This window comes from Roseateles sp. GW821-FHT03B02 (genome assembly GCF_059421025.1).
On record NZ_JBWKUV010000011.1, the window covers coordinates 150,670 to 177,149 of the forward strand.

Consider the following 26,480-nt stretch of genomic DNA (forward strand, 5'->3'; position numbering starts at 1 on the left):
CGAGGAGTCTTCGATGTTTTTGCTGAGAACCCTGCTTGCCGGCCTGGCCCTGTGCGGTGCCGCCCGGGCTGCCACCGTCGGCACGCTGACCCTGCCTGACGATGACGGGGGCGGCGCGGTCACGCTGTTCTATCCCACCGCCACGGCCGGGCGCCCCGAGACGCGCGGCGACCTGGCGCTGATGTTGGCGCCAGACGCGCCGCCCGTGCCGGGCAACGGCCGCCTCGTCGCCATCTCCCACGGCTCGGGCGGCGGGCCCTGGGTGCACACCGCGCTGGCGCAGGCGCTGGTGGAGGCCGGCTTCGTCGTTGCGCTGCCGCTGCACCGCGGCGACAACTGGAGCGACCCCGGCCACCCCGGCCCCGAGAGCTGGCAGCTGAGGCCCTCCGAGATCAGCCACGCCATCGACCGCGTGGCGGCCGACCCGCGATTCGCGAACCTGGAGCTGGACCGCGTGGGCGGTTTCGGCATGTCGGCCGGCGGGCACACCATGCTCACGCTGGCCGGCGGCGCCTGGTCACCGGAGCGCTTTCGCGCGCACTGCGACCAGCACCTGGCCGAGGACTTCAACGCCTGCGTGGGCCTGGCGACCGGCCTGACCGGAGGCTGGCTGGACGGCCCCAGGCTCTGGCTGGCCCGGCGCGTGCTGAGCTGGAAGTTCGGCGGCGACGCCGCGCCGCGCACCCACCACGACCCGCGCCTGGCCGCCATCGTCGCTGCCGTGCCCGCGGCGGCCGACTTCGACGTCGCCACGCTCGCCCGGCCGCGCGTGCCGCTGGCGCTTATCACGGCCGACGGCGACCGCTGGCTGTCGCCGCGCTTGCACAGCGACCCCGTTCTGGCCGCCTGTGCGGGCTGCGAGCGGATCGCCGAGCTGCATGGCGCCGGCCATGGTGCGCTGCTGGCCCCGCCGCCGCCCGCCGAGCGCCTGGGCGGCCTGGAATGCAGCCTGCTGTGCGACCCACCTGGCTTCGACCGCCCCGCCGCGACGGCGCAGTGGGTGGGGGCCACGGTGGATTTCTTCCGCCGCCACCTGCTGGCGACGCAGTGAGCTCTACTTGACGATGAGGACTGGCAGCTCGGTGTGGGTCAGCACCTTCTGCGTTTCGCTGCCCAGCAGCAGCGCAGCGACGCCGCGGCGACCGTGCGAGGCCATGACGATGAGATCGACTCCCTCGGTCTTGGCGTGGTCGATGATGGCTTCCCAGGCGTGCAGGGCCTCGACGGTGTGGCCCTTGCACGCCAGGCCCTGCGCGGCGGCCGTGGCGGTGACGGTCTCGACGCGCTGGGTGGCGACGCGCTGCTGCGCATCGATGAACTCCTGCGGCGGGACGGGCTGGATCTCGGAGACCGCGCTGTACGGGAAGGGTTCCATGACGCTGAGCGTCAGCAACTGCGCGCCATGTACCTTGGCGAGCTGAATGGCGGTGTTGACCGCGTTGGCGGTGATGTCGGAGCCGTCCGTCGGGACGAGGATGCGCTTGAACATTCGGTCCTCCAGTCGTTGCTGAGGACTGCAGTGTGGCCCATCAGGGCCTGGCGCGTTTGTCGGAGATCAAGCCGTTGCTCATCCCTTGGCGACGGGCCGGTCGGGGCTCGACGACCATTCGCTCCAGGAGCCCGGGTAGAGCAGGCCGTCGCCCCATCCCGCGTGGGCCATGGCCAGCAGGTTGTGACAGGCCGTGACGCCGGAGCCGCATTGGTGGACGACGGCGTCAGCCTGGTGCGGCGCCAGCAAGGCCTGGAACTCGGCGCGCAGCTGGACGGCGGGCTTGAAGCGGCCGTCGGCGCCGAGGTTGTCCTTGAAGAAGCGGTTGCTGGCGCCGGGGATGTGGCCGGCGGCCTTGTCCAGCGGCTCGACCTCGCCGCGGAAGCGCTCGGCGGCGCGGGCGTCGATGAGGCGGACGTTGCCGAGCTTCTTCAGCAGCTCAGCAGCGTCGACCTGACCGACGAGGGGGGCGCCGGGCTGCCAGTCGGTCGGCGTCGCCACGGCGGGCTCGGTCGTCGTGTCGCCGTCCCAGGCGCCGTCCAGCACGGCAACCTCGGCGTGGCCCAGCCAGCGCAGCATCCACCACAGGCGGGCGGCATAGGGGCCGCCCTGGCGGTCGTAGGCGACGACCTGGCGGCCGGCGGCCAGGCCCAGCCGGCACATCAGCGCGGCGAAGGCGTCGCGCCCGGGCAGCGGGTGGCGGCCGCGGAAGGCGCCATCGGGGCCGGTCTTGTCGCCGCAGAGGTCGCGGTCCAGATGCAGGTAGAACGCGCCGGGGATGTGGCCGGCGGCGTAGGCGCGCTCGCCGGCGTCGGTATCGGCGAGGTCGAAGCTGCACTCGATGACAAGCGGGTCGCCGAGGGCGCGCAGTTCGGTGGGGGAGATCAGCGTCGTGTAGGTCACGGTCAGGACTCGTTGGGGTTGAACTGGCTGTCCTTGGCCGGCGGAGCGACCTTGGCGCGCAGCAGCGTGGCGGCGATGCCCGCGCCGATGATCAGCAGCATGCCGATGGCGGCATGCCAGGTCAGCGCGTCCTTGAACAGCAGCATGCCGTAGATGAAGGAGAACACGATGCCGAGGTACTGCAGGCAGGCATTCACCAGCGGCCGGCCGATGGAGTAGGCCCGTGTCAGGCAGACCTGGGCGGTGGTGGCCAGCACGCCGACGGCCAGCAGCAGGGCGGCACCCCGCAGCGTGTGGCTCTGCAGGCCGCCCTGGGTGACGGCCGTGATGACGGCGCCGGCCACGCAGCCGCCGAGCGAGAAGTAGAAGACGACGCGCAGTTCGGGCTCGCCGGCCCGGCCCAGGGCCGAGACCTGCAGATAGGCCATGGCGGCGATCATGCCGGACAGCAGGCCGGCCAGGCCGTACCAGAGCTGCTGCTGGTCCAGCGTGGGGCGCAGGATGAGGGCGACGCCCACGAAGCCGAGCAGCACGGAGGCCATCAGCCGCCAGTCCAGGCGCTGGGCGCCCATCAGCACGGCGCCGCCCAGCAGGAAAAGGGCCATCCACACCGAGGACATGTAATTCAGCGTCATGGCCGTGGCCAACGGCAGCTTGCCGATGGCGTAGAACCACAGGCACAGCGAGGTCACGCCGGAGATGCTGCGCCACAGGTGCATGCCGGGCAGCCGCGTCTTGAGGCTGATGCCGTGGCGGTGCGACAGCAGCGCCATCATCACGGAGCCGACGATGCCCCGGTACATGACGATCTCGCTGGCCGCGTAGAACTCACTGGCCAGCTTGACGCAGACACCCATGGTGGCGAACAGCAGCGTCGCCGCCACCATGAGCAGGGGCGCCGGCATCAGACGCTATCGACCCTGTCCATGGCCATCTGCTGCCTGAACCACTCGTGGAAGTGCTGCATGCCGTCTTCCATCGGGCTCTGGTAGGGGCCAACCTCGTTGTCGCCGCGATCGAACAGGGCCTTGCGGCCGGCGTCCATGCGCTCGCCGATCTCGTCATCCTCGACGCAGGTCTCCATGTAGGCGGCCTGGTGGGCTTCGACGAAGTCGCGCTCGAAGGCGACGATTTCCTCGGGGTAGTAGAACTCGACGAGGTTCAGCGTCTTCTGCGGGCCCTGGGGATGCAGGGTCGAGACGACCAGCACGTGCGGATACCACTCGACCATGATGTGCGGGTAGTAGGTCAGCCAGATGGCGCCGGCCTCCGGCGGGCGGCCCTCGCGGTACTTCAGCAACTGGTCGTGCCAGCGCTGGTAGACCGGCGAGCCCGGGCGCTCCAGCGCGTTCTGCACGCCCACGGTCTGCACCGAGTGGTGCTTGCCGAACTCCCAGGCCAGGTCATCGCAGGTGACGAAGCCGCTCAAGCCGGGGTGGAAGGGGCCGACGTGGTAGTCCTCCAGATAGACCTCGATGAAGGTCTTCCAGTTGTAGTTGCACTCGTGCGCCTGGACCTTGTCGAGCACGAAACCGGAGAAGTCCAGCTGGGCACGCGGGCCGAGGTTGGCCAGTTCGGCGGCGACGTCATGGCCGTTGTCCTCGAACAGCAGGCCGTTCCATTCCTGCAGCTTGTAGCGGTTGAGGTTCAGGCAGGGGTCTTGGTCGAAATGCGGGGCGCCGATCAGCTCGCCCTGATGGGAGTAGGTCCAGCGGTGCAGCGGGCAGACGATGTTGGACTTCGTGTTGCCGCGTCCGCGCAGCATGACCGCCTGGCGGTGGCGGCAGACGTTGGAGATCAGCTCGATCCCCTGCGCCGACCTCACTAGTGCCCGCCCTTCGCCCTCTTGAGGCAGGGCATAGTGGTCCCCGATTTCAGGGACGGCCAGTGCATGGCCGACATAGCGGGGCCCTCGCTGAAAGATGCTGGCCTGTTCGCGCTGGAACAGTTCGGTATCGAAGTAGGCGCTCACCGGGAGCTGGGTCTGGCTGCGTTTCAGCGCCGAGACGGGGAGGCTCAGGTCGGACATGATCCAGGCGGGTCTTTCAGGCGAAGTAGGGGTGCTGCGTCCCTCCGGCGCATCTCGGGGGTGCCGAGTCGGCCAGGTTGCTAGGTGTGGAAAGGAGCCCGCGGCTGCGCGCGGGCGCGCTCGGGCGAGAGGTGCGGGATTCTACGCATGCCTGTGTCGCGCTGCCGACGGTAACCGTTGTCACGTCCGGTATGGGTTAACCCGCTGACTACAATTGCCGTTTCGCGTTTTGAAATGACAAAGACCTCCGCCCGCCCCAAGTCCACCGCTCCCGACGGTACGGAACTCAGCTACGAGCAGGCGCTCGACGAGCTGGAGCGCCTGGTGGCGGCCATGGAGGGGCAGCAGCTGCCGCTGGACCAGCTCCTGCACAGCTACAAGCGCGGTGCCGAACTGCTCGCCCTGTGCCGTGGCCGGCTGCAGGCGGTGGAACAGCAGGTCAAGCTGCTGGACGGCGCCGAACTGAAGGCCTGGGAGGGCCCGGAATCTTGAATGCACAAGACTTTGAGCGCTGGACGCAGGCGTCCCTGACTGCCTTCGAGGCGGCGCTGGACGACTTGGTACCGGCGGGCGCCCCGGCCGGTCTCGGCGAGGCGATGCGCTATGCCGTGCTGGGCGGCGGCAAGCGGCTGCGTCCGCTGCTGGTACTGGCGAGCTGCGCCGCCGTGGGCGGCGACAGCTTCGCGGCCATGCGTGCGGCTTGCGCGGTCGAGCTCATCCACGCCTATTCGCTGGTGCACGACGACATGCCCTGCATGGACGACGACGTGATGCGCCGCGGCAAGCCGACGACGCATGTTGCCTTCGGCGAGGCCCAGGCCATGCTGGCCGGCGACGCGATGCAGGCGCTGGCCTTCGAGGTGCTGACGCCGGACGCGGGGATTGCCCCTGCACTGCAGGCGCGGTTGTGCTCGCTGCTGGCCCGCTCGGCCGGCCACGACGGCATGGCTGGCGGCCAGGCCATCGACCTGGCCAGCATCGGCAAGCAACTGGACGAGTGCACGCTGCGCGACATGCACCGCCGCAAGACCGGCGTGCTGTTGCAGGCCAGCGTCATGATGGGCGCAGCCTGCGGGCCGGCCACCGCGCAGGCCACGAAGTCGCTGTCCGACTACGGTGCCGCACTGGGTCTGGCCTTCCAGGTCGTCGACGACATCCTCGACGTGACGCAGGCGTCGGAGGTGCTGGGCAAGACGGCCGGCAAGGACCAGGACGCCAACAAGCCGACCTATGTCAGCGTGCTCGGCCTGGAAGCCGCGCGGGCGCTGGCCCAGCAGCTGCGCGCCGAGGCCAAGGCGGCCCTGGCGGCCAGTGGTCTGGCGGATGTCAGCCACCTCAGCCTGCTGGCCGATTCTGTGGTCGAACGGGACAACTAGAAGGGCATGGCCATGGACTACACGCTGCTGAACGGCATCGACAGCCCCGCAGACCTGCGCCGCCTGCCGCGCACGGAGCTGCGCAAGCTGGCTGACGAACTGCGCGCCTATGTGCTGGACAGCGTCTCCAAGACCGGCGGCCACCTCGGTTCCAACCTCGGCACGGTCGAGCTGACCGTGGCGCTGCACTACGTCTTCAACACGCCGGAGGACCGGCTGGTGTGGGACGTGGGCCACCAGACCTACCCGCACAAGGTGCTGACCGGCCGGCGCGACCGCATGGGCAGCCTGCGCCAGCTCGGCGGCATCAGCGGCTTCCCGCGCCGCGGCGAGAGCGAGTACGACACCTTCGGCACCGGCCATTCGTCCACCAGCATCTCCGCCGCCCACGGCATGGCCATGGCCGCCAAGCTCAAGGGCGAGAGCCGCAAAGCCGTGGCCATCATCGGCGACGGCTCGATGACGGCCGGCATGGCCTTCGAGGCGCTGAACAACGCCGGCGTGGCCCACGGCGGCGTGCTGGGCGACGTGCTCGTCATCCTGAACGACAACGACATGTCCATCAGCCCGCCGGTCGGCGCGCTGAACAAATACCTCGCCCGGCTGATGAGCGGCAGCTTCTACGCCGCCGCGCGTGAGAGCGCCAAGAACGTGCTGAAGAACACGCCGCTGTACGAGTTCGCGCGCAAGTTCGAGGAGCACACCAAGGGCATGGTCGTGCCGGGCACCATCTTCGAGGAGTTCGGCTTCAACTACGTCGGCCCCATCGACGGCCACGACCTCGATGCGCTCGTGCCGACGCTGGAGAACCTGCGCGACAAGAAGGGGCCGCAGTTCCTTCACATCGTCACCAAGAAGGGTGCCGGCTACAAGCTGGCCGAGGCCGACCCGGTCAAGTACCACGCCGCCTCGGGCAAGTTCGACCCGGCCGTCGGCTTCGTCAAGCCCGCCACGCCGCCCAAGCTGACCTTCACGCAGGTGTTCGGCGACTGGCTGTGCGACATGGCCGAGGCCGATCCGCGCCTGGTGGGCATCACGCCGGCCATGCGCGAGGGCTCGGGCATGGTCGAGTTCCACAAGCGCTTCCCGCAGCGCTACCACGACGTGGGCATCGCCGAGCAGCATTCGGTCACCTTCGCCGCCGGCCTGGCCTGCGAAGGCATCAAGCCCGTCGTCGCGATCTACTCGACCTTCCTGCAGCGCGCCTACGACCAGATGGTCCATGACGTGGCCATCCAGAACCTGCCCGTGCTGTTCGCGCTGGACCGCGCCGGCCTCGTCGGCGCCGACGGCGCCACGCATGCCGGCAACTACGACATCGCCTACACCCGCTGCATTCCCAACATGGCCGTGCTGACGCCGGCCGATGAGGACGAGTGCCGCCAGGCGCTCTACACCGGCTTCATGCACGACGGCCCGGTGACCGTGCGCTATCCGCGTGGCGCTGGCGTCGGCGTGGTGCCGGTCAAGCAGATGACGGCCCAGGCCTGGGGCAAGGGCGAAGTTCGCCGAAAGGGTCAGCGCATCGCCGTGCTGGCCTTCGGCACGCTGCTCTACCCGGCGCTGGAAGCGGCCGAGCGGCTGGACGCGACGGTCGCCAACATGCGTTTCGTGAAGCCGCTGGACGCCGAGCTGGTGGCCGAGCTGGCGCGCACGCATGACGCCCTCGTCACCGTCGAGGACGGTTGCATCATGGGCGGTGCCGGCAGCGCCGTCGCCGAAGCGTTGAGCGCCGCCGGCATCACCATCCCCGTGCTGCAACTGGGCTTGCCCGACGAGTTCGTCGAGCACGGCGACCCGGCCAAGCTGATGAGCCTGTGCGGCCTGGACGCCGCCGGCATCGAGGCCAGCATCGTCAAGCGCTTCGGGGCGAAGCCGACGGTGGTGCGCGCCGCAGTGCGCTGAGCAGGCTGGCCACCAGCGGCTGCGCTGGCCGGTGCAGCGGAATCAGCGCACTGACGCGGTAGGGAATCGACACCGCCAGCGGTCGCGCGACCAGGCCTTCGCTGGCGCAGGCCGCCGCGGTCAACGGGTTGACGATGGCCAGGCCCAGCCCGGCGCGGACCAGCTCGCAGATGGCCACGGCGCTGTGGGTCTGCACGCGCAGACGGCGGGTGATGCCGGCTGCAGCGAAGCGGGCGTCGATCTCGTCGCGGTAGGGGTCGTCGGCCGCGAGGCTGACGAAGTCCCGGCCCTCAAAATCCTTCAGCGCCAGCCGTTCGAGTGACGCCAGCGCGTGGCCGGCCGGCAGCACGGCCACCTCGTCCGCCTCCAGCACCGGCTCCACGCGCACGCCGGGCAGCGGCGTGGCCTGCTCGGCCAGGCCCAGGTCGAAGCGCTGCTCGCTCATCCACGCGTCCAGCAGCGGGGGCTCGGCCGGCGTGATGTCGATGCGGGCGCCGGGGTGCTCGCCCAGCAGCGTGGCGAGCGCGCCAGGCAGCAGCGCGTGGCTCAGGGCCGGCAGGCTGAGCACGGTCAGCTCCGCGCCTTCGTCGCGCCCGAGCGCCTCGGCACGCTCGATGACGCGGGCCAGCCCCTGGAAGCTGCGTTCCACCTCGTCGAACAGCGCCCGCGCCCTGGCCGTGGCCTTGAGCCGGCCGCGCTCGCGTTCGAAGAGGACATAGCCCAGCAACCGCTCAAGCCTTGCCAAGTCGCGGGAGAGCGTGGGCTGCGAGGTGTGCAGCAGCGCGGCGGCGCCGGTGACGCTGCCTGCTGTCATGACGGCGCGGAAGACCTCGATGTGGCGATGTTGGATATCCATATCAGGATTGAATTGTCTCAGTACAAATTGCAATTTGATTGAATGGATGGCCAGGCGCATGCTGTGCGCCATGAACAAGCCCCTGCCCATTGCCTTCACCCCCGCCCGACTGCAGGCCCTCGCCGCCGAGCACGGCACGCCGCTGTGGGTGTACGACGCCGCCACCATCCGCGAGCGCGCAGGCTCGCTCAAGCGCTTCGACGTCGTGCGCTTTGCGCAAAAAGCCTGTTCCAACATCCACGTCCTGCGCGTGCTGCGCGCCGAAGGCGTCAAGGTCGACTCGGTCTCGCGTGGCGAGATCCTGCGGGCGCTCGCGGCGGGCTACGAAGCGGGCGGCGACGACATCGTCTTCACCGCCGACCTGCTGGACCATGCCACGCTGGCCACCGTCGTCGAGCACCGCATCCCGGTGAACGCCGGCTCCATCGACATGCTGGACCAGCTCGGCGCCGCGTCGCCCGGTCACGCTGTCTGGCTGCGCATCAATCCCGGCTTCGGCCATGGCCACAGCCACAAGACGAACACGGGCGGCGAGCACAGCAAGCATGGCATCTGGCATGCCGACCTCGGCGCTGCGCTGTCTGCCATCCGCCGCCACGGCCTGAAGCTGGTGGGCCTGCACATGCACATCGGCTCGGGCGTGGACTATGGTCACCTGGCCCAGGTCGGCCAGGCCATGGTGGGCCTGGTGCGCGAGACCGTCGCGGCGGGGCATGACCTGCACGCGATCTCCGCGGGTGGCGGCCTTTCGATTCCCTACCGGGAGGGCGATGCCCGCATCGACGTGGACCACTATTTCGGCCTGTGGGACACCGCGCGCCGTGACGCCGAGGCGCTGGTCGGCCATGCACTCAAGCTGGAGTTGGAGCCGGGTCGCTACCTGGTTGCCGAGAGCGCCGTGCTGCTGGCCGAGGTGCGCGCGGTCAAGAACGCCGGTGCCAACCGTTTCGTGCTCGTGGACGCCGGCTTCAACGAGCTGATGCGGCCGGCCATGTACGGTGCATTCCATGCCATGAGCCTGATCGGCGTCGGCGTCGGCGTCGGCGGTCAGACCCGGCCCACTGTCGTGGCCGGCCCGCTGTGCGAGTCGGGCGACGTGTTCACGCAGGGCCCGGGCGGCGAGGTGCTGACCCGCGAGCTGCCGCCCGCCAAGGTGGGCGACCTGCTTGTCATCCATGACGCCGGCGCCTACGGCGCGTCCATGTCCAGCAACTACAACAGCCGGCCGCTGGCGGCCGAGGTGCTGGTGGACGGCGACAGGGCGCGCCTCATCCGCCGCCGCCAGACCGTCGAGGAATTGTTGGCGCTGGAGAACTGACGCACTGCGGTCAGTCCTGAGGTCGGTCGATCATTTTCCGGGGATCATCCGGGGATGAAACTCGTCCCGATCCAACAGGTTGGCGCCCACATCAAGGCCGGGACGGCCCTGCCCTTCGGGGTGCGCGATGCCGAGGGGAAGCTGCTGCTGGCCAAGGGGCAGATGGTGCCCAGCGAGCAGATGCGGGAGGCCTTGCTGAACCGTGGCGTCTTCGTCGACGTCGATGAATTGCGCGATGCCTCGGCGCGGGGCGGCGATGGCGGCGCCGGGGGGGAGGACTTCTTCGCCCGCTGGGAAGCGCTGCAGACGCGGCTTTCGGTGTTGCTGCGCTCGCCACAGGAAACGCTCTTCCTGCCGCGCGTCAAGGAATGCGCCGCGCAGCTGATCGGCTGGGCCGAGCGCTTCACGGACCAGATCCTCTTCGTCATCATCCAGCACGACCACAACCGCCACGAGGTCTACGGCCTGGCTCACCTGCTGCACACGGCCGCGGTCTGCGCGCTGCTGTCGCGCCGCCTGGGCTGGGCGCCCGAGCGCCAGAAGAGCCTCGTCGGCGCCGCGCTGACGATGAACCTTTCCATCATCGATCTGCAGGGCCGCCTGGCCTCGCGTGGCGGCAAGTTGCTGCCGCCCCAGCGGGCTGCCATCGACCGCCACCCGGACGAGGCGGTGGCCTGGCTGCGCAACGCGGGGCTGGGCGATGCCGAATGGCTGGCCGCCGTGGCCGAGCATCATGAGCAGCCCGGCGGCGGCGGCTACCCGCAAGGCCTGCCCGAGCCCTGTGAGGCGGCGCTGCTGCTGCGGCTGGTCGACGTCTTCCTCGCCAAACTGGCCAGCCGCGGTGGGGGGCGGGCCGCGCTGTCGGCGCCGCAGGCCGCCAAGGCGCTCTATACCGGCAGCAACGGCCACCCTCTGGCGGCGCTGCTCGTGAAGGAGTTCGGCCTCTACCCGCCGGGCACGTTGGTCAAGCTGGCCAGCGGCGAGGTGGCGGTGGCCGTGCGCCGCGGCGCGTCGGGCAGCACGCCCATCGTCAGCGCCGTCATGAACCGACACGGGGATGCCCTAGGCTCTCCCGTCCGGCGCGACACGGCGGTGGCCGAGCACGCCATCGCCGGGGTGGTGCCCGCCCAGGTGCTGCGCGTGAAGCTCAGCCCGCATCAGCTCTACGACCGTCGCTACGAGGCTTGAGTCTGCCTATTGGGCGATAGGTTGGCTCAATAGTGCTGATTTGATTAATGTTTTCAACCGAAAACACTTGTTCGATATAGTTCTGCATATCCCATCAACCAGCCCCCCACGGAGCTTTCGAATGTCCCTGATCAACACCCAAGTCCAGCCCTTCAAGACCGAGGCCTTCCACAACGGCAAGTTCGTCACCGTCACCGAGGAGTCCCTGAAGGGCAAGTGGTCCGTGCTGATCTTCATGCCGGCCGCCTTCACCTTCAACTGCCCGACCGAAGTCGAAGACGCGGCCGACAACTACGCCGAGTTCCAGAAGCTGGGCACCGAGGTCTACATCGTCACTACCGACACCCACTTCTCGCACAAGGTGTGGCACGAGACCTCGCCGGCCGTCGGCAAGGCCAAGTTCCCGCTGGTCGGCGACCCGACCCACACGCTGACCAACGCCTTCGGCGTGCACATCCCCGAAGAGGGCCTGGCACTGCGCGGCACCTTCGTCATCAACCCCGAAGGCGTCATCAAGACGGCCGAAGTGCACTCCAACGAGATTGCCCGCGACGTCAAGGAAACCCTGCGCAAGCTGAAGGCTGCCCAGTACACGGCCAAGAATCCTGGCCAAGTCTGCCCGGCCAAGTGGAACGAAGGCGCCGCGACGATCGCGCCGTCGCTGGATCTGGTCGGCAAGATCTAAATGCCGTTGGCAAGGAGCCCGGGAGGGCTCCTTCCCTGCACAGAGCTGCCCAGGCTCTGCTGAAAGAGCCTCCGCCGTGGGGACTCTTTCAGCAGTGGCCCGCCCCGCCACGCCCCGCTGAAAGGAAATCACCATGTTGGACGCCGCACTGAAGACCCAGCTCCAGGGCTACCTGGACCACGTCAAGCTCCCCTTCGAAATCGTCGCCTCGCTCGACAACTCCGCCTCGAGTGACGAGATGCGCGAGCTGCTCGAAGAGATCGCCGGCATGAACGACAAGATCTCGTTCCGCGCCGACGGCGTCGACACCCGCACCCCGTCCTTCCTGCTGCGCCGCACCGGCACCGAGCAGTCGCTGCGCTTCGCGGCCATTCCGCTGGGCCATGAGTTCACGTCACTGGTGCTGGCCCTGCTGTGGACAGGCGGCCACCCGCCCAAGGTCGAACAGGCCCAGATCGACGCGGTGAAGGCCCTGGACCTGGATCTCGACTTCGAGATCTACATGAGCCTGACCTGCCACAACTGCCCCGACGTCGTGCAGGCCCTGTCGCTGATGGCAATAGTCAACCCGCGCATCCGCACCACCGTCATCGACGGCGGCCTGTTCCAGTCGGAAGTCGAGGCGCGCGAGATCATGGCCGTGCCGGCCGTGTGGCTGAACGGCCAGCCCTTCGCCTCGGGCCGCATGTCGCTGGAGGAGATCGTCGCCAAGCTCGACACCGGCTCGGCAGCGCGCGACGCGAAGAAGCTCGACGCCGAGGCACCCTACGACATGCTCATCATCGGCGGCGGCCCCGCCGGCGCGGCAGCAGCCGTCTACGCGGCCCGCAAGGGCATCCGCACCGGCGTGGCGGCCGAGCGCTTCGGTGGCCAGGTCAACGACACCCTGGGCATCGAGAACTACATCTCCGTGTCCGTCACCGACGGGCCGAAGTTCGCCGCCGCGCTGGAAGGCCATGTCAAGGACTACCAGGTCGACATCCACAACCTGCAGCGCGCCGAGAAGCTGACGCCCCCGGCCCAGCCCGGCGGCCTCGTCGAGGTCGAACTGGCCAACGGCGCCAGGCTCAAGGGCAAGACCGTCATCCTGTCCACCGGTGCGCGCTGGCGCAATGTCGGCGTGCCCGGCGAAGCCGAGTACAAGAACAAGGGCGTGGCCTACTGCCCGCACTGCGACGGCCCGCTGTTCAAGGGCAAGCCGGTGGCCGTCATCGGCGGTGGCAACTCGGGCGTCGAGGCGGCCATCGACCTGGCCGGCATCGTCAAGCATGTGACGCTGCTGGAGTTCGGCGCCGAACTGCGCGCCGACGCGGTGCTGGTCAGGAAGCTGCAGAGCCTGCCCAATGTGACCATCCTCGTGAACGCGCAGACGACGGAGTTCACCGGCGCAGGAGGCAAGCTCGACGGCCTGAACTACACCGACCGCGTCAGTGGCGAGGCCAAACGCGTCGAGGTGGACGGCTGCTTCGTGCAGATCGGCCTGGTGCCCAACACCGAGTGGCTGCGCGGCACCGTCGAGCTCAGCAGGCACGGCGAGATCATCGTGGACGCGAAGGGCGCCACCTCGGTGCCCGGCGTGTTCGCCGCGGGCGACGTGACGACCGTGCCCTTCAAGCAGATCATCATCGCGGCCGGCGACGGTGCGAAGGCGGCGCTGGGCGCCTTCGACTACCTGATGCGGAGCTGAGGCGCCTAGAGCTTCAGCTGTGCGAAGGCGGCCTGCAGCCCGGCAACGCCGCCGACGCGCTGGTCGTTGATGAAGACCTGCGGCATCTGCCGCACGGCCGGGCCGCACTTCTCGTAGAAGGCCAAGCGCTGCGTCTCGTCGTCGATCTTGATCTCCTCGAACGCGAGGCTCCTGGACTTGAGCAGGCTTTTGACGGTATCGCACTGCGGGCAGGCGGACTTGGAATAGACGACGATGTTGAGTTGCATGGCCGGTAGTTTAGAGAGCCGGCTTGATCTGCAAGGCGCGCCGGGTCTGCCACAGGCCCTCCGCGCTGTAGATGGCCAGGGCGCCCCAGATGCAGGCGAAGGCGACCAGCCGCGTCGCGTCCATCGGCTCCTTGAACAGGAACACGCCGAGCAGGAACTGGAGTGACGGCGACACGTACTGAACGAGCCCCAACGTCGCCAGCGGGATGCGCCGCGCGCCTGCCGCGAACAGCAGCAGGCTGCCCGCCGTGACCGGCCCGGTGCCGATCAGCCAGGCCCAGTCCACCGCCGTCTGGCCGGCCATGCTGCCGTCCAGGCTCCACCAGGTCAGGCCGGCGGCGGCCAGCGGCGCGAGGATCAGCGTCTCCAGCGTCAGCCCCTCGATGGCGCCCAGAGTGGCCGTCTTGCGCATCAGGCCATAGACGCCGAAGCTCAAGGCCAGCACCAGCGCCACCCAGGGGAGGCGGCCGGCCGCCACCGTCAGCCACAGCACGCCGAAGGCCGCCAGGCCGACGGCCACCCATTGCACCGGCCGCGGGCGCTCGTGCAGCACGGCGAAGCCCAGGGCCACGTTGACCAGCGGGTTGATGAAATAGCCCAGACTGGCGTCCAGCACATGGCCATGGCCGACGGCCCAGACGTAGGTCAGCCAGTTGATGGCGATCAGCGTGGCCGACACCGCGAAGCGCCGCCAGGTCGCCGCGCTGACCTCTCTCAGCCAGGCCAGATTGCTCGTTACCAGCAGCACGACGGCCACGAAGGCCAGCGACCACAGCGTGCGGTGAGCCACGATCTGCAGCGCGGGCACCGAAGCGATCTGACGGAAGTAGAGCGGGAACAGCCCCCAGCTCAGATAGGCGCCGAGGGCGAAGAGGACACCGGAATTCATTGACCGCATTCTGTCCTTGCGGGTAAGCCCGGGGATGTCAGGGGGATACACAGACGTCGAATTCGATAGCCGTCGTTCGTCGTCACTCCATGGCCCTTGTCGAATTCACGCCCCAGCTGCGCCGCTTCGTGGACGCGCCGTCCTGCCAGTGCGAGGCGGCCACGCTGGGCCAGGCGCTTGACGCCGCCTTTGCCGAGCAGCCGCGGCTGCGGGGCTACATCCTCGACGAGCAGGGCCATCTGCGCGTCAACGTGGTCGTCTTCATCGACGGCCGGCGTGCGCGCGACCTGCGCGGCCTGAGCGACCCTTTGAGGGCCGACAGCCGCATCCATGTCCTGCAAGCACTCTCCGGAGGTTGAGATGGCATCTGACCGCGCCTGGGCCGCCACCCGCAAAGGCCTTTTCGAGCTGCGCCGCCGTGGGGGCGCCTGGCAGATCGACAACCTCAGCTTCGTGGCCGACCCGGTCACCATGCTGCTGCCGCCCGACGACTCGGGCTTCATGCTGGCCGGGCTCAACCTGGGCCATTTCGGCGCCAAGCTGCAGGCCAGCGACGACGCCGGCAAGCGCTGGCGCGAGGTGTCGGCCCCGAGCTTCCCGGCCCAGCCCGAGGGCGCCGAGGGCCCGGCCTGGAAGCTCGACCACGTTTTCTCGCTGGAGCGGTCCGGCGACGCGATCTGGTGCGGCACCGTGCCGGGCGGCCTTTTCGTCAGCCGCGACAAGGGCGAGTCCTGGCGGCTGGACGAGACGCTGTGGAACGATCCGCGCCGCCTGCAGTGGATGGGCGGCGGCAACCCGGCACCGGCCCTGCATTCCATCTGCCCCCATCCGCAGAACGCCGACGAACTGCTGGTCGGCGTGTCCTGCGGCGGCGCCTGGCGCACCACCGACGGCGGCGCCAGCTGGGGCCTGCGCGCCAAGGGCATGCGGGCCGACTTCATGCCGCCCGAGCTGGCCGGCGACGAGAACTCGCAGGACCCGCACCTGATCGCCCGCTGCCGCGCCGTGCCCGACGTGCTTTGGTGCCAGCACCACTGCGGCATCTTCCGCTCGGCCGATAACGGCGCGACCTGGGACGAGCTGAAGGCCCGGCCATCGAGCTTCGGCTTCGCCGTCGCGGCGCATCCCGCCGACCCGCAGACCGCCTGGTTCGTGCCCGCCGTGAAGGACGAGCGTCGCATCCCGGTCGACGCGGCGCTGTGCGTGACGCGCACCCGCGACGGCGGCAGGAGCTTCGACGTGCTGCGCGCCGGCCTGCCGCAGCAGCATTGCTACGACCTGATCTTCCGCCACGGCCTGGCCGTGGACGATGCCGGCGAGCAGCTGATGATGGGCTCGACGACGGGCGGCCTCTGGGCCAGCGGCGACGGCGGCGACAGCTGGCAGGCCGTGTCGGCCCATCTGCCGCCCGTCTACGCCGTCAAGTTCGGCTAGCTCTTCAGGCGCTTGCGGATGGCGGCCAGGGCGGCCGCGTCGAGCGAGGGTGCGGGGTAGCTCATCTTCAGCGCCGCCAGCGTGTCGACGATGACCTGCGACACGATGAGGCGCGCATTGCGCTTGTCGTCCGCCGGCACGACATGCCAGGGCGCGGCCTCGCTGCTGGTGGCGCCCAGCATCTCGCCGTACGCCTGCATGTACTGGGGCCAGCGCTCGCGCTCGGCCATGTCGTCGGCGGTGAACTTCCAGTTCTTGCCCGGGTCGTCCAGGCGCGCCAGGAAGCGCCGGCGCTGTTCCTCCTCGGACAGGTGCAGGAAGAACTTCAGCACCCGCGTGCCGTTGCGGTGCAGGTGCTGCTCCAGGTTGTTGATGGAGGCGAAGCGTTGCGGCCACAGGGCCGGCGCACGCGTCGCCTCCCGGGGCAGGGACTGCGCCTTCAGGATCTCCGGATGCACGCGCACGATCAGCACCTCTTCGTAGTAGGAGCGGTTGAAGATGCCGATGCGGCCGCGCTCGGGCAGGCATTGCGTCGTGCGCCACAGGAAGTCGTGGTCCAGCTCCTGGGCGCTGGGATGCTTGAAGCTGAACACCTGGCAGCCCTGCGGGTTCACGCCCGACATGACGTGCTTGATGACGCCGTCCTTGCCCGCCGCGTCCATGGCCTGGAAGATCAGCAGCAGCGAGTAGCGGTTGTGGGCATAAAGCAGGTTCTGCAGCTCGCTCAGGCGTTCGACGTGCCGGTCCAGCTGGCTTTCGTAGTCCTGCTTGTCGAGGTAGAGCGGCGCCACGGCGGTGGGCCAGTGCTTGAGCTTCACCTTCTGGCCCGGGGCGACGCGGCTGGGCTGGGTGGCGATCTTCATGGCGGGGTCTCCCGAAGGCTGAGGGTGCCGAGCCTAAGCCCTGCGCGCGCGCTGCGGTGTCGGACGGCGGGCTATCCTCGCCGGCTCAACACCCAGGGCCGGGCCCGAGATGCTGCGACGACTGCTGTTCACGCTGATGCTGTTGGCCCCGCTGCTGGCCGCGGCGGCCTGCACGCGGCCGCTGCGCGTGCCCTTCGAGGACTGGCGGCCCTATTCCTTCATGGCCGACGGCCGGCACACGGGCCTGGAGACCGAGCTGCTGGCCGCGGTGGCCGGCGAGGCGGGCTGTCGCGTGACCTATGTGCGCGACGTGCCGCGCAACCGCCGCTTGCCCATGCTGCTGGCCGGCGAGCTGGACCTGCTGATCGCTGCCACGCCCCGCGCGGACGCCGCCTGGTACACCCGGCCCTACCGCGATGAAGTCCTGGGCGTCTTCATGCGCGCCGAGGAGGCCCGCATGGACGTGCGTTCGCTAGACGAGCTGCTGCGCGCTAAGCTGCGTCTGGTCACGCACCGCGGCCCGGTCAGCGTGCCCGTCGTCAACGACTTCGCCGCGCGCGGCCTGCTGACTTGGTTCGAGGAGTACGCCCGCGGCGTGCAGCTGATGCAGCTGGGCCATGGCGACGTGCTGCTGGGCGACAGCGTCGCCATCGCCTTCGCCGCCCGTGCTGCGGACGTGCCTCTCATCGAGCTGCCCGTCGTGCTGCTGCGCGACCCGGTCACCTACAAGCTCAGCCGCAAGTCGCTCACAGAGGCCGACCTGCGCGCCTTCAACCGCGCGATCCAGCGGCTCGAGGTGAGCGGCGAGCTGCAGCGCATCCGAGACCGCTGGCTGGGCATCGCCCCCAGGCGCTGAACAGGTTCAGGCCCGCAGGCTGGTAGGCCTGCGGTCCTTCGGTCAGCGTCGCTCAGCGCGCAGGCGCTGTGCTCGGTCCGACCTCAGTGTTTCGGTACGACGAGGATCTTGCCGTCGCGCTCGCCCGTCGCCGCAGCGGCCACGGCGTCCTTGATCTGCTCCACGGGATAGGTGGCGTGGATGCGCGCCTTCAGCTGGCCGGTGGCGATCAGCTTCGTCAGCTCGCCGTACAGCGCCTGCTGGGCCTCGCGCGAGGCGACGCGGAACCACTTGGCCAGCCAGAAGCCGCGCAGCGTCAGGTCGTTGAAGACGAAGGACTGCGGCGATACGACGCAGGGCTCGCCGCTCATCAGCCCGTAGTTGACGACGGTGCCGCCCTCGGCGATGCACATGGCCAGCCGGTTGGTGGCCTTGCCGCCGACGGCGTCGATGCCCAGGCGGATCGGTGCACCCGACACGGCGTCCTTGACGCGCTTGTGCAGGTCGTCGCCGTCCACCAGCACGACGTCGCCGCCATCCGCCTGCACCGCCGCCGCCGCGCCCTCGCGCCGCACGATGTTGACGGTGCGCAGGCCGCGCAGCTTTGCCAGCTGAGTCAGATAGCCGCCCACGCCGGAGTTGGCGACGTTCTGGATGACCCAGTCGCCCGGCTGCAGCGTGACGAACTCCGACAGCATCAGCGAGGCCGTGGCCGGGTTGACGGTCAGCATGGACAGCTGCTGCGCGTCCGCGCCCGGCGGCAGCGGCACGAGGCGCTTGGCGTCGGCCACCAGATGGCTTGCCCAGGTGCCGCTGCCGGCCGGCAGCAGCACGGTCTGGCCTTGCTGGAGGTGACTCACCCCTTCGCCGACGGACACGACACGGCCCACGCCCTCGCTGCCCCCCACGGCCGGCAGCGGCGGCAGGATGCCGTAGCCGCCGGTCAGCATCAGCACGTCTGACGGGTTGATGGGCGCGGCCAGCACCGCCACGAGCGCCTGGCCCGGCCCGGGCGCGGGCGGCTCGAAGGCCACGGCCCCGATGACGTCCTGCGGCACCGGGCCGCGTTGCTCGTATTGCGCCTTGATGCCCTGGATGGCCATGCCCGTCTCCTGTGGTTGGGAGCCGTTGATTCTCATCCCGATGCGGGCCATTGCCCATCCGGCGGCGCCTGCAGCAGCAGCGGGGCAGCCGTGACCGGGTGGACCAGGCTGAGCTCGCGCGCGTGCAGCCACAGCCGCTGCGTGCCCAGGAACGCCGCCACGGCGCGGTTCAGCGGCCCCTTGCCGTGCGTGGCGTCGCCGAGGATGGGGTGGGCGATGTGCTTGAGGTGGCGGCGGATCTGGTGGCGGCGGCCCTGCAGCGGCTCGGCCTCCAACAGCGCGACGCGGGTGTCGGGGAAGCGCGGGTCGGTGAGCAGCGGCCACTCGATGCGCTGCAGCACCCGCCAGCGCGTCTGCGCCGCCAGCATCGGCTGCCCGGCCGACGGCTGCTCGGGGTCGCGGGCCAGCGGGTGGTCGATCAGGCCGTCATCGCCGGCCGGCCAGCCGCGCACCAGCGCCAGGTAGCGTTTGCCCATGCACCCCTGCTCGAACATCGCGCCGAGCAGGGATGCGACCTCGGGCGACAGCGCGAACAGCAGCACGCCCGAGGTGCCGCGGTCCAGCCGGTGCACGGGCCAGACGGGCCGGCCCAGCTGGTCGCGCAGCAGTTGCAGCGCGGCCTCGCCCTCGCGGGCCGCGAGCTGGGTGCGGTGCACCAGCAGGCCCGGCGGCTTGTCGATGGCGACGAGGTGTTCGTCCTCGTGAAGCAGGGTCAGCGTCAATTTCGCAAGTCGCCGTCCATGTAGAACCACTCGCCGTTCTCGCGCACGAAGCGGCTCACCTCGTGCAGCCGGTGCGCCCGGCCGCCGAGCTTGCTGCGCGCGATGAACTCCACCGTGCCGTGGTCGGCGTCCTGCATCGCGGCACGCTTCACGTCCAGCCCCAGCCATTTCAGCCCCGGCTCGGGCGCTTCCAGCGCCGCCGGCCGCGTGCTGGCATGCCAGCTCGCCAGCAGATAGCTGCGCAGGTCCCGCACGAAGGCCGAATAACGCGAGCGCATCAGCGCCTCGGGCGTTGCCGCCGTCAGCCCGAGGCCGGCCTCGAAGGCGGCGTGCAGCGCGGCGCAGCAGCGGGTGTCGGTCAGGCCCGAGCCGCAGGGGCAGGGCTGCAGGGGCGGCGAATCGGTTCGGGTCGGCATGGCAGCCCGCACTCTATGCCCTTCCTGGGGGGCATCTGCAAGGCGCTTGATCTCGCGCAACTCGCCGCCGGCCCATGCGCCTAGTCTGGTGCTTCCATCTGGTTTGGAGGACCGCCATGACGAAGTCTCTGATGCTTGCGACTCTGGTCGCCCTGGGTCTGCCGGGCTTGGCCCTGGCAAGCGACAAGCTCGCGCAGGAGAAGCAGTGCCTGGCCTGCCATGCGATCAAGGAGGATGGCGCGGCGCCCTCGTTCAAGAAGATCGCCGCATTCTGGAAGGGGCGCCAGGGGGCCGAGGCCAGCCTAGTGCGCACCATCCAGCAGGGCAGCGCGGCTACGGGCGGCCCGCACTGGGCCAAGGCCAAGATGCCCGACCAGTCGGAGCGGCCTCAGGTGAACGAGGCCGAGGCCAAGCTGCTGGCGCGTTGGGTGCTGGCGCAGTGACGCCAGCGGGCGTTCAGCCGCCACCGGGCGCGTTGCGGATCAGCGCGTCCAGCGGCAGCGGCCGCCCCAGCAGATAGCCCTGGCCGAAGCGGCAGCCGCAGGCCTTCAGCACGTCCAGCTGGGCCGGCGTCTCGATGCCTTCGGCGATGACCTCTAGCTGCAGATGCTGGCCGAGGTCGACGATGGTGCGGGCGATCGCGCGGTCGCGCTCGCCGCTGGCCAGGTCGCGCACGAAGCTGCGGTCGATCTTCAGCGAGCTGATCGGCAGGCTCTTCAGCATGGCCAGCGACGAGTGGCCCATGCCGAAGTCGTCCAGCGAGATCTCGAAGCCGATCTCGCGCAGCTGGTGCATGACGCGCTTCACCTGCTCGGGCTGGCGCATCAGCATGCCCTCGGTCAACTCCAGCACGACCTGGCGGGTCGGCACTGCCAGCTCGGCGGCCATGGCCCGGAGCATGCCGGGCAGGGCGCTGCTGGTGAACTCGGAGGCGGCCATGTTGACGTGCACCTTGATCCCGGCCAGCGGCCCGCCCTGCAGGCTGGCCAGGTCGTGCAGGGCCTGGTCGAGCACGCGGCGGCCGATGTCGATGATCAGGTCGCTCTGCTCGGCGATCGGGATGAAGACGTCGGGCGGCACCGTCTCGCCATCGGGCTTGCACCAGCGGATCAGCGCCTCGACGCCATGCAGCCCGCCGGTGGCGACGTCGACGATGGGTTGGTAGACCAGGCGCAGCTGGTCGGTGCGCAGGGCTTCGCGCAGCTCGGCCTCCATGGCCAGGCGCCGGGCCAGCCGCGCGCGCTGCTCGGCCAGCATGTCGGGGCTGCTGGTCGAGAACACGTTGCTGCCGTTGCGGCCGTTCTGCTTGACGCGGTACATGGCCGCATCGGCGCTGCGCAGCAGTTCGGGGCCGGTCTGGCCGTTGTCGGGAAAGCGGCTGACGCCCACGCTGGCCGACACGTTCAGCGCCAGGCCCTCGTAGGCCACCGGCCGGCTGGCGGCGGCGAGCACGGCGTCGACCAGGGCGGCCAGTGCCGCGTCGTCGCTGCTGTCGGGCACCAGCACGGCGAACTCGTCGCCACCCAGGCGGCCGACGCGCGCCGGCGGCGGTGCCAGCGCGCGCAGCCGGCGCGCGAATTCCTGCAGCACCGCGTTGCCGGCCTCGTGGCCGAAGGCGTCGTTGATGGGCTTGAAGCGGTCCAGGTCGATGAAGATCAGCGCGAAGCGGCCACCCTGGCGCTGGCTCTGCGCGCAGTGGCGGTTGAGCTGCAAGTAGAAATGCGAGCGGTTGTCCAGCTCGGTCATCTCGTCCACCTGGGCCAGCCGGTGGATGACGGCCTCGGTCTCCAGGCGCTGGGCGGTCTGGGCGATCAGCGCGCCGATGGTGGTCGAGACCTTGGGCAATTGCGCCTCGGGCTGGCGGGCCAGGCTGCTGTAGAACTCCAACACGCCGGGCCGGTGGTGCTCGCCGTTGTCGGAGGCATAGGTGACCGGGAAGACATAGCCCGACCACAGCCCGCACATCTGCGCGCTGCCGCGGCGCAGGAAGCGCGGGTCGGTGCTCATGTCCTCCACCCATTCGGCGGCGCCGGTGGCCCAGACGCGGCCGACGAGGCCGTCGCCGGGGGCCATCGTCAGCGCGCCGCTGACGGCGCTGAACTGCTCCAGCCCGGCGTCGGGCTGGTGCCAGAAGTGGCGGCAATGCAGATGGCCGTCGCCCTCCATGCCCCAGAACGCACCCCATTCCCAGCCGAGGTTGCGGCAGATCAGCTGGATGACGTTGGCGATCGCGTCCTCCAGCGTGTGGGTGCCGATCAGGTATTCGGTCATCGCATAACCCAGGCGCTCGCGCACGGTGGCGTGGGTGAGGGCGGTCACGTCCTGCAGCAGGCCGTGGCGCCAGCGCGGCCGGGCCGGGTCGGGCGGCAGCGGCGTCACGCGCAGCCAGCGCATGCCCCGCGCCAGGCCGATGACGCGCACGTCCAGCGGGCGCTGCGGCGGGGCGCCGGTCCACAGGCGGGTCAGCGCGGGCAGGTCGTCTTCGACGACATGGCTGAAGCAGGCGTCCAGGCCGTCGGCCGAGCGGCTGGGCATTTCGAGGTATTCGGCGGCCGTTGGCGACAGCTGGGTGAAGCCGGTCTGCGGGTCATGCCACCACTGGCCGAAGCCGGCCGCCTGTTCGAGGTGCTGGGGGCAGGCAGCGGCCGGTGCCGGCAGATGCCGTGGCGGCCCGAACTGGATGGCTGCTGCCTGCATGCTGAGGCCCCGGTTGCTTGTCATGCGCGGGCAAGGCGCAATTCGCATGCCAGCGCAGGGCGAGGGCGGGGTGCGCAGAACCTCACGGTTGCTCTGGGCCCGGGCCGCCGGGCGGCCCCGTAAGCGTGCGGCGCCCGGCATGGGCCGCACAGCCCTGGTGCGGTGAGCCTAGAGCATCAGCTCCCAGCGCTCGCTGACGACCTGCTGCCCGAAGCTGTGCATGGGCTCGCTGGCGATCAGCCGATAGCCTTCGGCCGCGTAGATGGCGCGGGCGGCGGTCAGCGCGCTCTGCGTCCACAGCACGATGCGCCTGTAGCCAGCCGCGCGGGCGAAGTCGGTGCATTGGCGCACGAGCCGCTTGCCCACGCCGAGGCCGCGCGCATGCGGCTCCAGCAGCAGCAGGCGCAGCTGCGCGGTGCCGGGGCGCACGCGGCCGGTGGCGTCGTCGCGGGCCTGCACGAGCAGGACGCTGCCCAGCCGCTCCGCGCCGCGGACGGCGATCCAGCAGGCCTCGCGCTCGGGCTTGAGGCGGTCGACGAAATCGGCGCAGATGCGCGCCACCAGCGCCTCGAAGCGGAAGTCCAGGCCGTACTCGGCGGCATAGGTGGCACCATGGCGCTCGATGATCCAGCCCAGGTCGCCAGGCTGCTGCGCCCTCAGCGTCACGTCTGCCGAGGCCTCGGGCTCCAACACGGCCTGGATGCGCGTCATGGCACCGACGAGGGCCTGGCGCTGCGGCGCCGACAGCGGCGCCAGCAGCGCCTCGGTCTCGGCCTGGCTGCCGCGGTCCAGCGGCGCGAAGGCGCGCCGGCCAGCGGAGCTGAGCTTGAGCAGGGTCTGGCGGCCATCGCTCGGGTGGGCTTGGGTCGCGAGCAGGCCGCGGGTCTTCAGCCCGCCCAGCAGCCGGCTCATGTAGCCGGCGTCGAGCTGCAGTGTCTTGCCCAGGGCCGCGGCGCTGACCGGTGCGTGATGGGCCAGCTCCCACAGCACGCGAGCCTCGGGCAGCGTGAACTCGCTGCCGGCGAGCTTCGGCGCCAGCACTCCGATGCGGCGTGTGTAGAAGCGGTTGAAGGCGCGGACGTCCAGGGCTTGATCGGCGGTCATGTCCGCATCATCTTCAGAATGATTGCTTTTGGCAATCAGTTGCGCAGGCGCTAGGCTGTGGGCTTCATCGCACGGGAGACGCGCTTGGGCATCGTGGTCTATTGGCTGGAAGGCGAGGGCGAGGCTGCCGCGCCGGTCTGCCAGCTATTCGGCAGCAAGGAGTTGACGCAGGCCCTGGCCTGGGCCGAGGACAGGCGCCGGGCGGGGCATCGCCACGTCAGCATCTCCACGGAGCTGGAGGACCATGTCGGCCAGGCCGGCGTGGCGGCGGTGGAAGGCGGCAGGACGCCGGACGGCGAGACTTACGAGTGGTCCAAGGCGGGCCGGGCGGGCAAGGTGCGCCGCAGGTAGCGTCCTTAAAATGCGTCGATGACTTTTGCCCCCGTCGACGCCTCGGCCAGCCCGCTCCTCAAGAACCTCAACCCCGAGCAGCTCGCCGCCGTCACCGCCGCGCCGGAGCCGGCGCTGATCCTCGCCGGCGCCGGCTCTGGCAAGACCCGGGTGCTGACGACCCGCATCGCCTGGCTGCTGCAGACCGGCCAGGTCAGCCCCGGTGGCGTGATGGCCGTGACCTTCACGAACAAGGCCGCCAAGGAGATGCTCACAAGGCTGTCGACCATGCTGCCCTTCAATGTGCGCGGCATGTGGATCGGCACCTTCCACGGCCTGTGCAACCGCTTCCTGCGCGCGCACTGGAAGCTGGCGCACCTGCCGCAGGCCTTCCAGATCCTGGACGCCAGCGACACGACCTCGGCCGTCAAGCGCGTCATCAAGGCGATGAAGCTGGACGAGGAGCGCTTTGTCCCGAAGCAGGTCGGCTGGTTCATCGCCGGCTGCAAGGAGGACGGCCAACGCCCCGGCGACGTGGAGGCGCGCGACGAGCAGACCAGGAAGCTCGTCGAGATCTACGCCAACTACGAGGACCAGTGCCAGCGCGAAGGCGTGGTGGACTTCGCCGAGCTGATGCTGCGCTCCTACGAGCTGCTGCGCGACAACCCGGCCGTGCGCGAGCATTACCAGCGGCGCTTCCGCCACATCCTGGTCGACGAGTTCCAGGACACCAACAAGCTGCAGTACGCTTGGCTGAAGATGTTCGCGCCGCCGGGCCGCGACGATGGGCAGAGCGTGCTGGCCGTGGGTGACGACGACCAGAGCATCTACGCCTTTCGCGGTGCGCGCGTGGGCAACATGGCCGACTTCGAGCGCGAGTACCGCGTCAGGAAGGTCATCAAGCTGGAGCAGAACTACCGCAGCTTCGGCCACATCCTGGACGCGGCCAACGAGCTGATCAGCCGCAACACCCAGCGCCTGGGCAAGACGCTGCGCACTGACGCCGGCCAGGGCGACCCGATCCGCGTGCAGGAGGCGCCCAGCGACTTCGCTGAGGCGCAGTGGCTGATCGAGGAGATCCAGCAGCTGCATCGCGGCGGGCTGGACCGCCAGGAGATCGCTGTCCTCTACCGCAGCAACGCGCAGTCGCGCGTCATCGAGTCGGCGCTGTTCAACTCCGGCATCCCCTACCGCGTCTACGGCGGCCTGCGCTTCTTCGAGCGTGCCGAGGTCAAGCACGCGCTGGCCTATCTGCGCCTGCTGGAGAACGTCAACGACGACACCAGCTTCCTGCGCGTCGTCAATTTCCCGACGCGCGGCATCGGCGCCAAGACGCTGGAAAACCTGCAGGACGCCGCCAAGGCCAGCGGCCGCAGCCTGTACCAGAGCGTGGGCGCCATCGCCGGCAAGGGTGGCGCCAACCTGGTCGCCTTCACCAACCTCATCGACTCCACGCGCAACCTCACGCAAGGCATGACGCTGCGCGAGATCATCGAGCAGGTGCTGGAGACCTCCGGCCTGCTGGACTTCTACCGCACCGACAAGGACGGCGCCGAGCGGCTGGAGAACCTGGAAGAACTGATCAACGCGGCCGAGGCCTTCGTCATGCAGGAGGGCTTCGGCAAGAACGCCGTGGGCCTGCCGGTGGACGAGGTGGCCGAAGCGGGCACGCCGGGTGCGGTGCCCGATGCCGAGACCGGCGAGATCATGTCGCCGCTGGTGGCCTTCCTGACCCACGCCTCGCTGGAAGCCGGCGACAACCAGGCCCAGGCGGGCCAGGACGCCGTGCAGCTGATGACCGTGCACTCGGCCAAGGGCTTGGAGTTCGACGCGGTCTTCATCACGGGCCTGGAAGAAGGGCTGTTCCCGCACGAGAACTCCATGTCCGACCACGACGGGCTGGAGGAGGAGCGGCGGCTGATGTATGTGGCCATCACGCGGGCGCGCAAGAAGCTGTCGCTCAGCTTCTGCCAGACCCGAATGCTGCACGGCCAGACGCGCTACAACGTGAAGAGCCGCTTCTTCGACGAGCTGCCCGAGGAGGCGCTGAAGTGGCTGACGCCGCGCAACCAGGGCTTCGGCTCGGGCTTTGCGCGCGAGTACCAGCAGGCCTGGGAGCGCGGCAGCGGCCTGAAGGGCATGGTGGGCGCCGGCCGTGTGGCCGACCGCAACCAGCGCGCCGCCTGGGTAGAGCCGCCGGTGCCGGCCAGCATGAAGCAGAAGGTTTCCGAGGAGCACGGCGGCCTGCGCGTGGGCAAGGGCGTGTTCCACACCAAGTTCGGCGAGGGCGTGCTGCTGACGCTGGAGGGCACGGGCACGGATGCGCGTGCGCAGGTGAACTTCGGTCGGCATGGCACGAAGTGGCTGGCGCTCTCCGTCGCCAAGCTCCAGCCCATCGACTGA

At 69.7% G+C, this 26,480-nt stretch carries 27 protein-coding genes; 14 read left to right on the plus strand and 13 right to left on the minus strand.

Annotated elements, in window-relative coordinates; translation table 11 throughout:
- Positions 1 to 13 precede the first annotated feature (13 nt).
- On the plus strand, positions 14 to 1,051 hold the full coding sequence (locus tag AC07VX_RS24695) for an alpha/beta hydrolase family protein (RefSeq protein WP_493166835.1): 1,038 nt from the start codon (positions 14 to 16) through the stop codon (positions 1,049 to 1,051).
- Between the two features lie 3 nt (positions 1,052 to 1,054).
- Here AC07VX_RS24695 and AC07VX_RS24700 read toward each other — a convergent pair whose 3' ends face one another.
- The 4 genes from AC07VX_RS24700 to AC07VX_RS24715 form a co-directional block, all read right to left on the minus strand.
- Positions 1,055 to 1,489, minus strand: coding sequence for a universal stress protein (locus tag AC07VX_RS24700; RefSeq protein WP_493166836.1), 435 nt, complete (start codon positions 1,487 to 1,489; stop codon positions 1,055 to 1,057).
- A gap of 78 nt (positions 1,490 to 1,567) precedes the next feature.
- Positions 1,568 to 2,392, minus strand: a complete 825-nt coding sequence (locus AC07VX_RS24705; protein ID WP_493166837.1) for a sulfurtransferase — start codon at positions 2,390 to 2,392, stop codon at positions 1,568 to 1,570.
- A 2-nt stretch (positions 2,393 to 2,394) separates the two neighbouring features.
- On the minus strand, positions 2,395 to 3,297 hold the full coding sequence (locus AC07VX_RS24710) for a DMT family transporter (protein ID WP_493166838.1): 903 nt from the start codon (positions 3,295 to 3,297) through the stop codon (positions 2,395 to 2,397).
- Entirely contained in the window at positions 3,297 to 4,421 is a 1,125-nt protein-coding gene (locus AC07VX_RS24715) for an aromatic ring-hydroxylating oxygenase subunit alpha (RefSeq protein ID WP_493166839.1), read from the minus strand. The genes AC07VX_RS24710 and AC07VX_RS24715 overlap by 1 nt, the downstream gene beginning before the upstream one ends.
- Before the next feature lie 234 nt (positions 4,422 to 4,655).
- Here AC07VX_RS24715 and xseB point away from each other — a divergent pair, with 234 nt between their 5' ends.
- The 3 genes from xseB to dxs are packed head-to-tail and all read left to right on the plus strand — an operon-like array spanning position 4,656 to position 7,702.
- Complete coding sequence (gene xseB / locus AC07VX_RS24720; RefSeq protein WP_493166840.1) at positions 4,656 to 4,913, plus strand: exodeoxyribonuclease VII small subunit; 258 nt, start codon at positions 4,656 to 4,658, stop codon at positions 4,911 to 4,913.
- Positions 4,910 to 5,797 carry a polyprenyl synthetase family protein gene (locus tag AC07VX_RS24725; RefSeq protein WP_493166841.1) on the plus strand — a complete coding sequence of 296 codons (888 nt, stop codon included), beginning with the start codon at positions 4,910 to 4,912 and terminating at the stop codon, positions 5,795 to 5,797. Before xseB ends, AC07VX_RS24725 begins: the two co-directional genes overlap by 4 nt.
- Before the next feature lie 6 nt (positions 5,798 to 5,803).
- A complete protein-coding gene (gene dxs / locus AC07VX_RS24730) occupies positions 5,804 to 7,702 on the plus strand; it encodes a 1-deoxy-D-xylulose-5-phosphate synthase (protein WP_493166842.1) in 1,899 nt (632 codons plus the stop codon).
- Here dxs and AC07VX_RS24735 read toward each other — a convergent pair.
- Positions 7,653 to 8,558, minus strand: a complete 906-nt coding sequence (locus tag AC07VX_RS24735) for a LysR family transcriptional regulator (protein WP_493166843.1) — start codon at positions 8,556 to 8,558, stop codon at positions 7,653 to 7,655. The two genes, dxs and AC07VX_RS24735, sit on opposite strands and share 50 nt — an antisense overlap.
- Positions 8,559 to 8,628: 70 nt before the next feature.
- On the opposite strand from AC07VX_RS24735, the gene lysA reads away from it, so the two are divergent.
- From lysA to ahpF, 4 genes are all read left to right on the plus strand, one after another.
- Positions 8,629 to 9,876, plus strand: a complete 1,248-nt coding sequence (gene lysA, locus AC07VX_RS24740; RefSeq protein WP_493166844.1) for a diaminopimelate decarboxylase — start codon at positions 8,629 to 8,631, stop codon at positions 9,874 to 9,876.
- Positions 9,877 to 9,930: 54 nt separating this feature from the next.
- The gene (locus tag AC07VX_RS24745; RefSeq protein ID WP_493166845.1) at positions 9,931 to 11,064 is read left to right on the plus strand and encodes an HD-GYP domain-containing protein; all 1,134 of its coding nucleotides are present in this window, start codon (positions 9,931 to 9,933) and stop codon (positions 11,062 to 11,064) included.
- 121 nt (positions 11,065 to 11,185) lie between these two features.
- Positions 11,186 to 11,749 (plus strand): alkyl hydroperoxide reductase subunit C, encoded by a 564-nt coding sequence (gene ahpC, locus AC07VX_RS24750; protein WP_310262200.1) that lies wholly within the window; start codon positions 11,186 to 11,188, stop codon positions 11,747 to 11,749.
- 133 nt (positions 11,750 to 11,882) lie between these two features.
- Positions 11,883 to 13,436 (plus strand): alkyl hydroperoxide reductase subunit F, encoded by a 1,554-nt coding sequence (gene ahpF, locus AC07VX_RS24755; RefSeq protein WP_493166846.1) that lies wholly within the window; start codon positions 11,883 to 11,885, stop codon positions 13,434 to 13,436.
- A gap of 5 nt (positions 13,437 to 13,441) precedes the next feature.
- Here the strand turns inward: ahpF and AC07VX_RS24760 are convergent, their stop codons facing one another.
- Both AC07VX_RS24760 and rarD read right to left on the minus strand, forming a co-directional pair.
- Positions 13,442 to 13,684, minus strand: a complete 243-nt coding sequence (locus tag AC07VX_RS24760) for a glutaredoxin domain-containing protein (RefSeq protein WP_493166847.1) — start codon at positions 13,682 to 13,684, stop codon at positions 13,442 to 13,444.
- 10 nt (positions 13,685 to 13,694) lie between these two features.
- Positions 13,695 to 14,573, minus strand: a complete 879-nt coding sequence (gene rarD / locus AC07VX_RS24765) for an EamA family transporter RarD (RefSeq protein WP_493166848.1) — start codon at positions 14,571 to 14,573, stop codon at positions 13,695 to 13,697.
- A gap of 89 nt (positions 14,574 to 14,662) precedes the next feature.
- On the opposite strand from rarD, the gene AC07VX_RS24770 reads away from it, so the two are divergent.
- Both AC07VX_RS24770 and AC07VX_RS24775 read left to right on the plus strand, forming a co-directional pair.
- Positions 14,663 to 14,932: a MoaD/ThiS family protein gene (locus AC07VX_RS24770; RefSeq protein ID WP_493166849.1), complete on the plus strand. Its 270-nt coding sequence runs from the start codon at positions 14,663 to 14,665 to the stop codon at positions 14,930 to 14,932.
- Between the two features lies 1 nt (position 14,933).
- The gene (locus AC07VX_RS24775; RefSeq protein ID WP_493166850.1) at positions 14,934 to 16,007 is read left to right on the plus strand and encodes a WD40/YVTN/BNR-like repeat-containing protein; all 1,074 of its coding nucleotides are present in this window, start codon (positions 14,934 to 14,936) and stop codon (positions 16,005 to 16,007) included.
- Here AC07VX_RS24775 and AC07VX_RS24780 read toward each other — a convergent pair.
- Complete coding sequence (locus tag AC07VX_RS24780) at positions 16,004 to 16,870, minus strand: ADP-polyphosphate phosphotransferase (protein ID WP_493166851.1); 867 nt, start codon at positions 16,868 to 16,870, stop codon at positions 16,004 to 16,006. The two genes, AC07VX_RS24775 and AC07VX_RS24780, sit on opposite strands and share 4 nt — an antisense overlap.
- A gap of 109 nt (positions 16,871 to 16,979) precedes the next feature.
- On the opposite strand from AC07VX_RS24780, the gene AC07VX_RS24785 reads away from it, so the two are divergent.
- Positions 16,980 to 17,726 (plus strand): substrate-binding periplasmic protein, encoded by a 747-nt coding sequence (locus tag AC07VX_RS24785; RefSeq protein WP_493166852.1) that lies wholly within the window; start codon positions 16,980 to 16,982, stop codon positions 17,724 to 17,726.
- Positions 17,727 to 17,809: 83 nt separating this feature from the next.
- On the opposite strand, the gene AC07VX_RS24790 is transcribed toward AC07VX_RS24785, so the two are convergent.
- The 3 genes from AC07VX_RS24790 to AC07VX_RS24800 are packed head-to-tail and all read right to left on the minus strand — an operon-like array spanning position 17,810 to position 19,946.
- The gene (locus AC07VX_RS24790; RefSeq protein WP_493166853.1) at positions 17,810 to 18,808 is read right to left on the minus strand and encodes a zinc-dependent alcohol dehydrogenase family protein; all 999 of its coding nucleotides are present in this window, start codon (positions 18,806 to 18,808) and stop codon (positions 17,810 to 17,812) included.
- 32 nt (positions 18,809 to 18,840) lie between these two features.
- A complete protein-coding gene (locus AC07VX_RS24795) occupies positions 18,841 to 19,530 on the minus strand; it encodes a pseudouridine synthase (RefSeq protein WP_493166854.1) in 690 nt (229 codons plus the stop codon).
- Complete coding sequence (locus tag AC07VX_RS24800; RefSeq protein ID WP_493166855.1) at positions 19,527 to 19,946, minus strand: YchJ family protein; 420 nt, start codon at positions 19,944 to 19,946, stop codon at positions 19,527 to 19,529. The genes AC07VX_RS24795 and AC07VX_RS24800 overlap by 4 nt, the downstream gene beginning before the upstream one ends.
- Before the next feature lie 116 nt (positions 19,947 to 20,062).
- On the opposite strand from AC07VX_RS24800, the gene AC07VX_RS24805 reads away from it, so the two are divergent.
- A complete protein-coding gene (locus AC07VX_RS24805) occupies positions 20,063 to 20,389 on the plus strand; it encodes a c-type cytochrome (RefSeq protein ID WP_493166856.1) in 327 nt (108 codons plus the stop codon).
- A gap of 13 nt (positions 20,390 to 20,402) precedes the next feature.
- Here the strand turns inward: AC07VX_RS24805 and AC07VX_RS24810 are convergent, their stop codons facing one another.
- Both AC07VX_RS24810 and AC07VX_RS24815 read right to left on the minus strand, forming a co-directional pair.
- A complete protein-coding gene (locus AC07VX_RS24810; RefSeq protein WP_493166857.1) occupies positions 20,403 to 22,643 on the minus strand; it encodes a putative bifunctional diguanylate cyclase/phosphodiesterase in 2,241 nt (746 codons plus the stop codon).
- A 168-nt stretch (positions 22,644 to 22,811) separates the two neighbouring features.
- Positions 22,812 to 23,747 carry a bifunctional helix-turn-helix transcriptional regulator/GNAT family N-acetyltransferase gene (locus AC07VX_RS24815; RefSeq protein WP_493166858.1) on the minus strand — a complete coding sequence of 312 codons (936 nt, stop codon included), beginning with the start codon at positions 23,745 to 23,747 and terminating at the stop codon, positions 22,812 to 22,814.
- Positions 23,748 to 23,840: 93 nt separating this feature from the next.
- On the opposite strand from AC07VX_RS24815, the gene AC07VX_RS24820 reads away from it, so the two are divergent.
- Both AC07VX_RS24820 and AC07VX_RS24825 read left to right on the plus strand, forming a co-directional pair.
- Positions 23,841 to 24,098 (plus strand): hypothetical protein, encoded by a 258-nt coding sequence (locus tag AC07VX_RS24820; RefSeq protein ID WP_493166869.1) that lies wholly within the window; start codon positions 23,841 to 23,843, stop codon positions 24,096 to 24,098.
- Between the two features lie 18 nt (positions 24,099 to 24,116).
- Complete coding sequence (locus AC07VX_RS24825; RefSeq protein WP_493166859.1) at positions 24,117 to 26,480, plus strand: UvrD-helicase domain-containing protein; 2,364 nt, start codon at positions 24,117 to 24,119, stop codon at positions 26,478 to 26,480.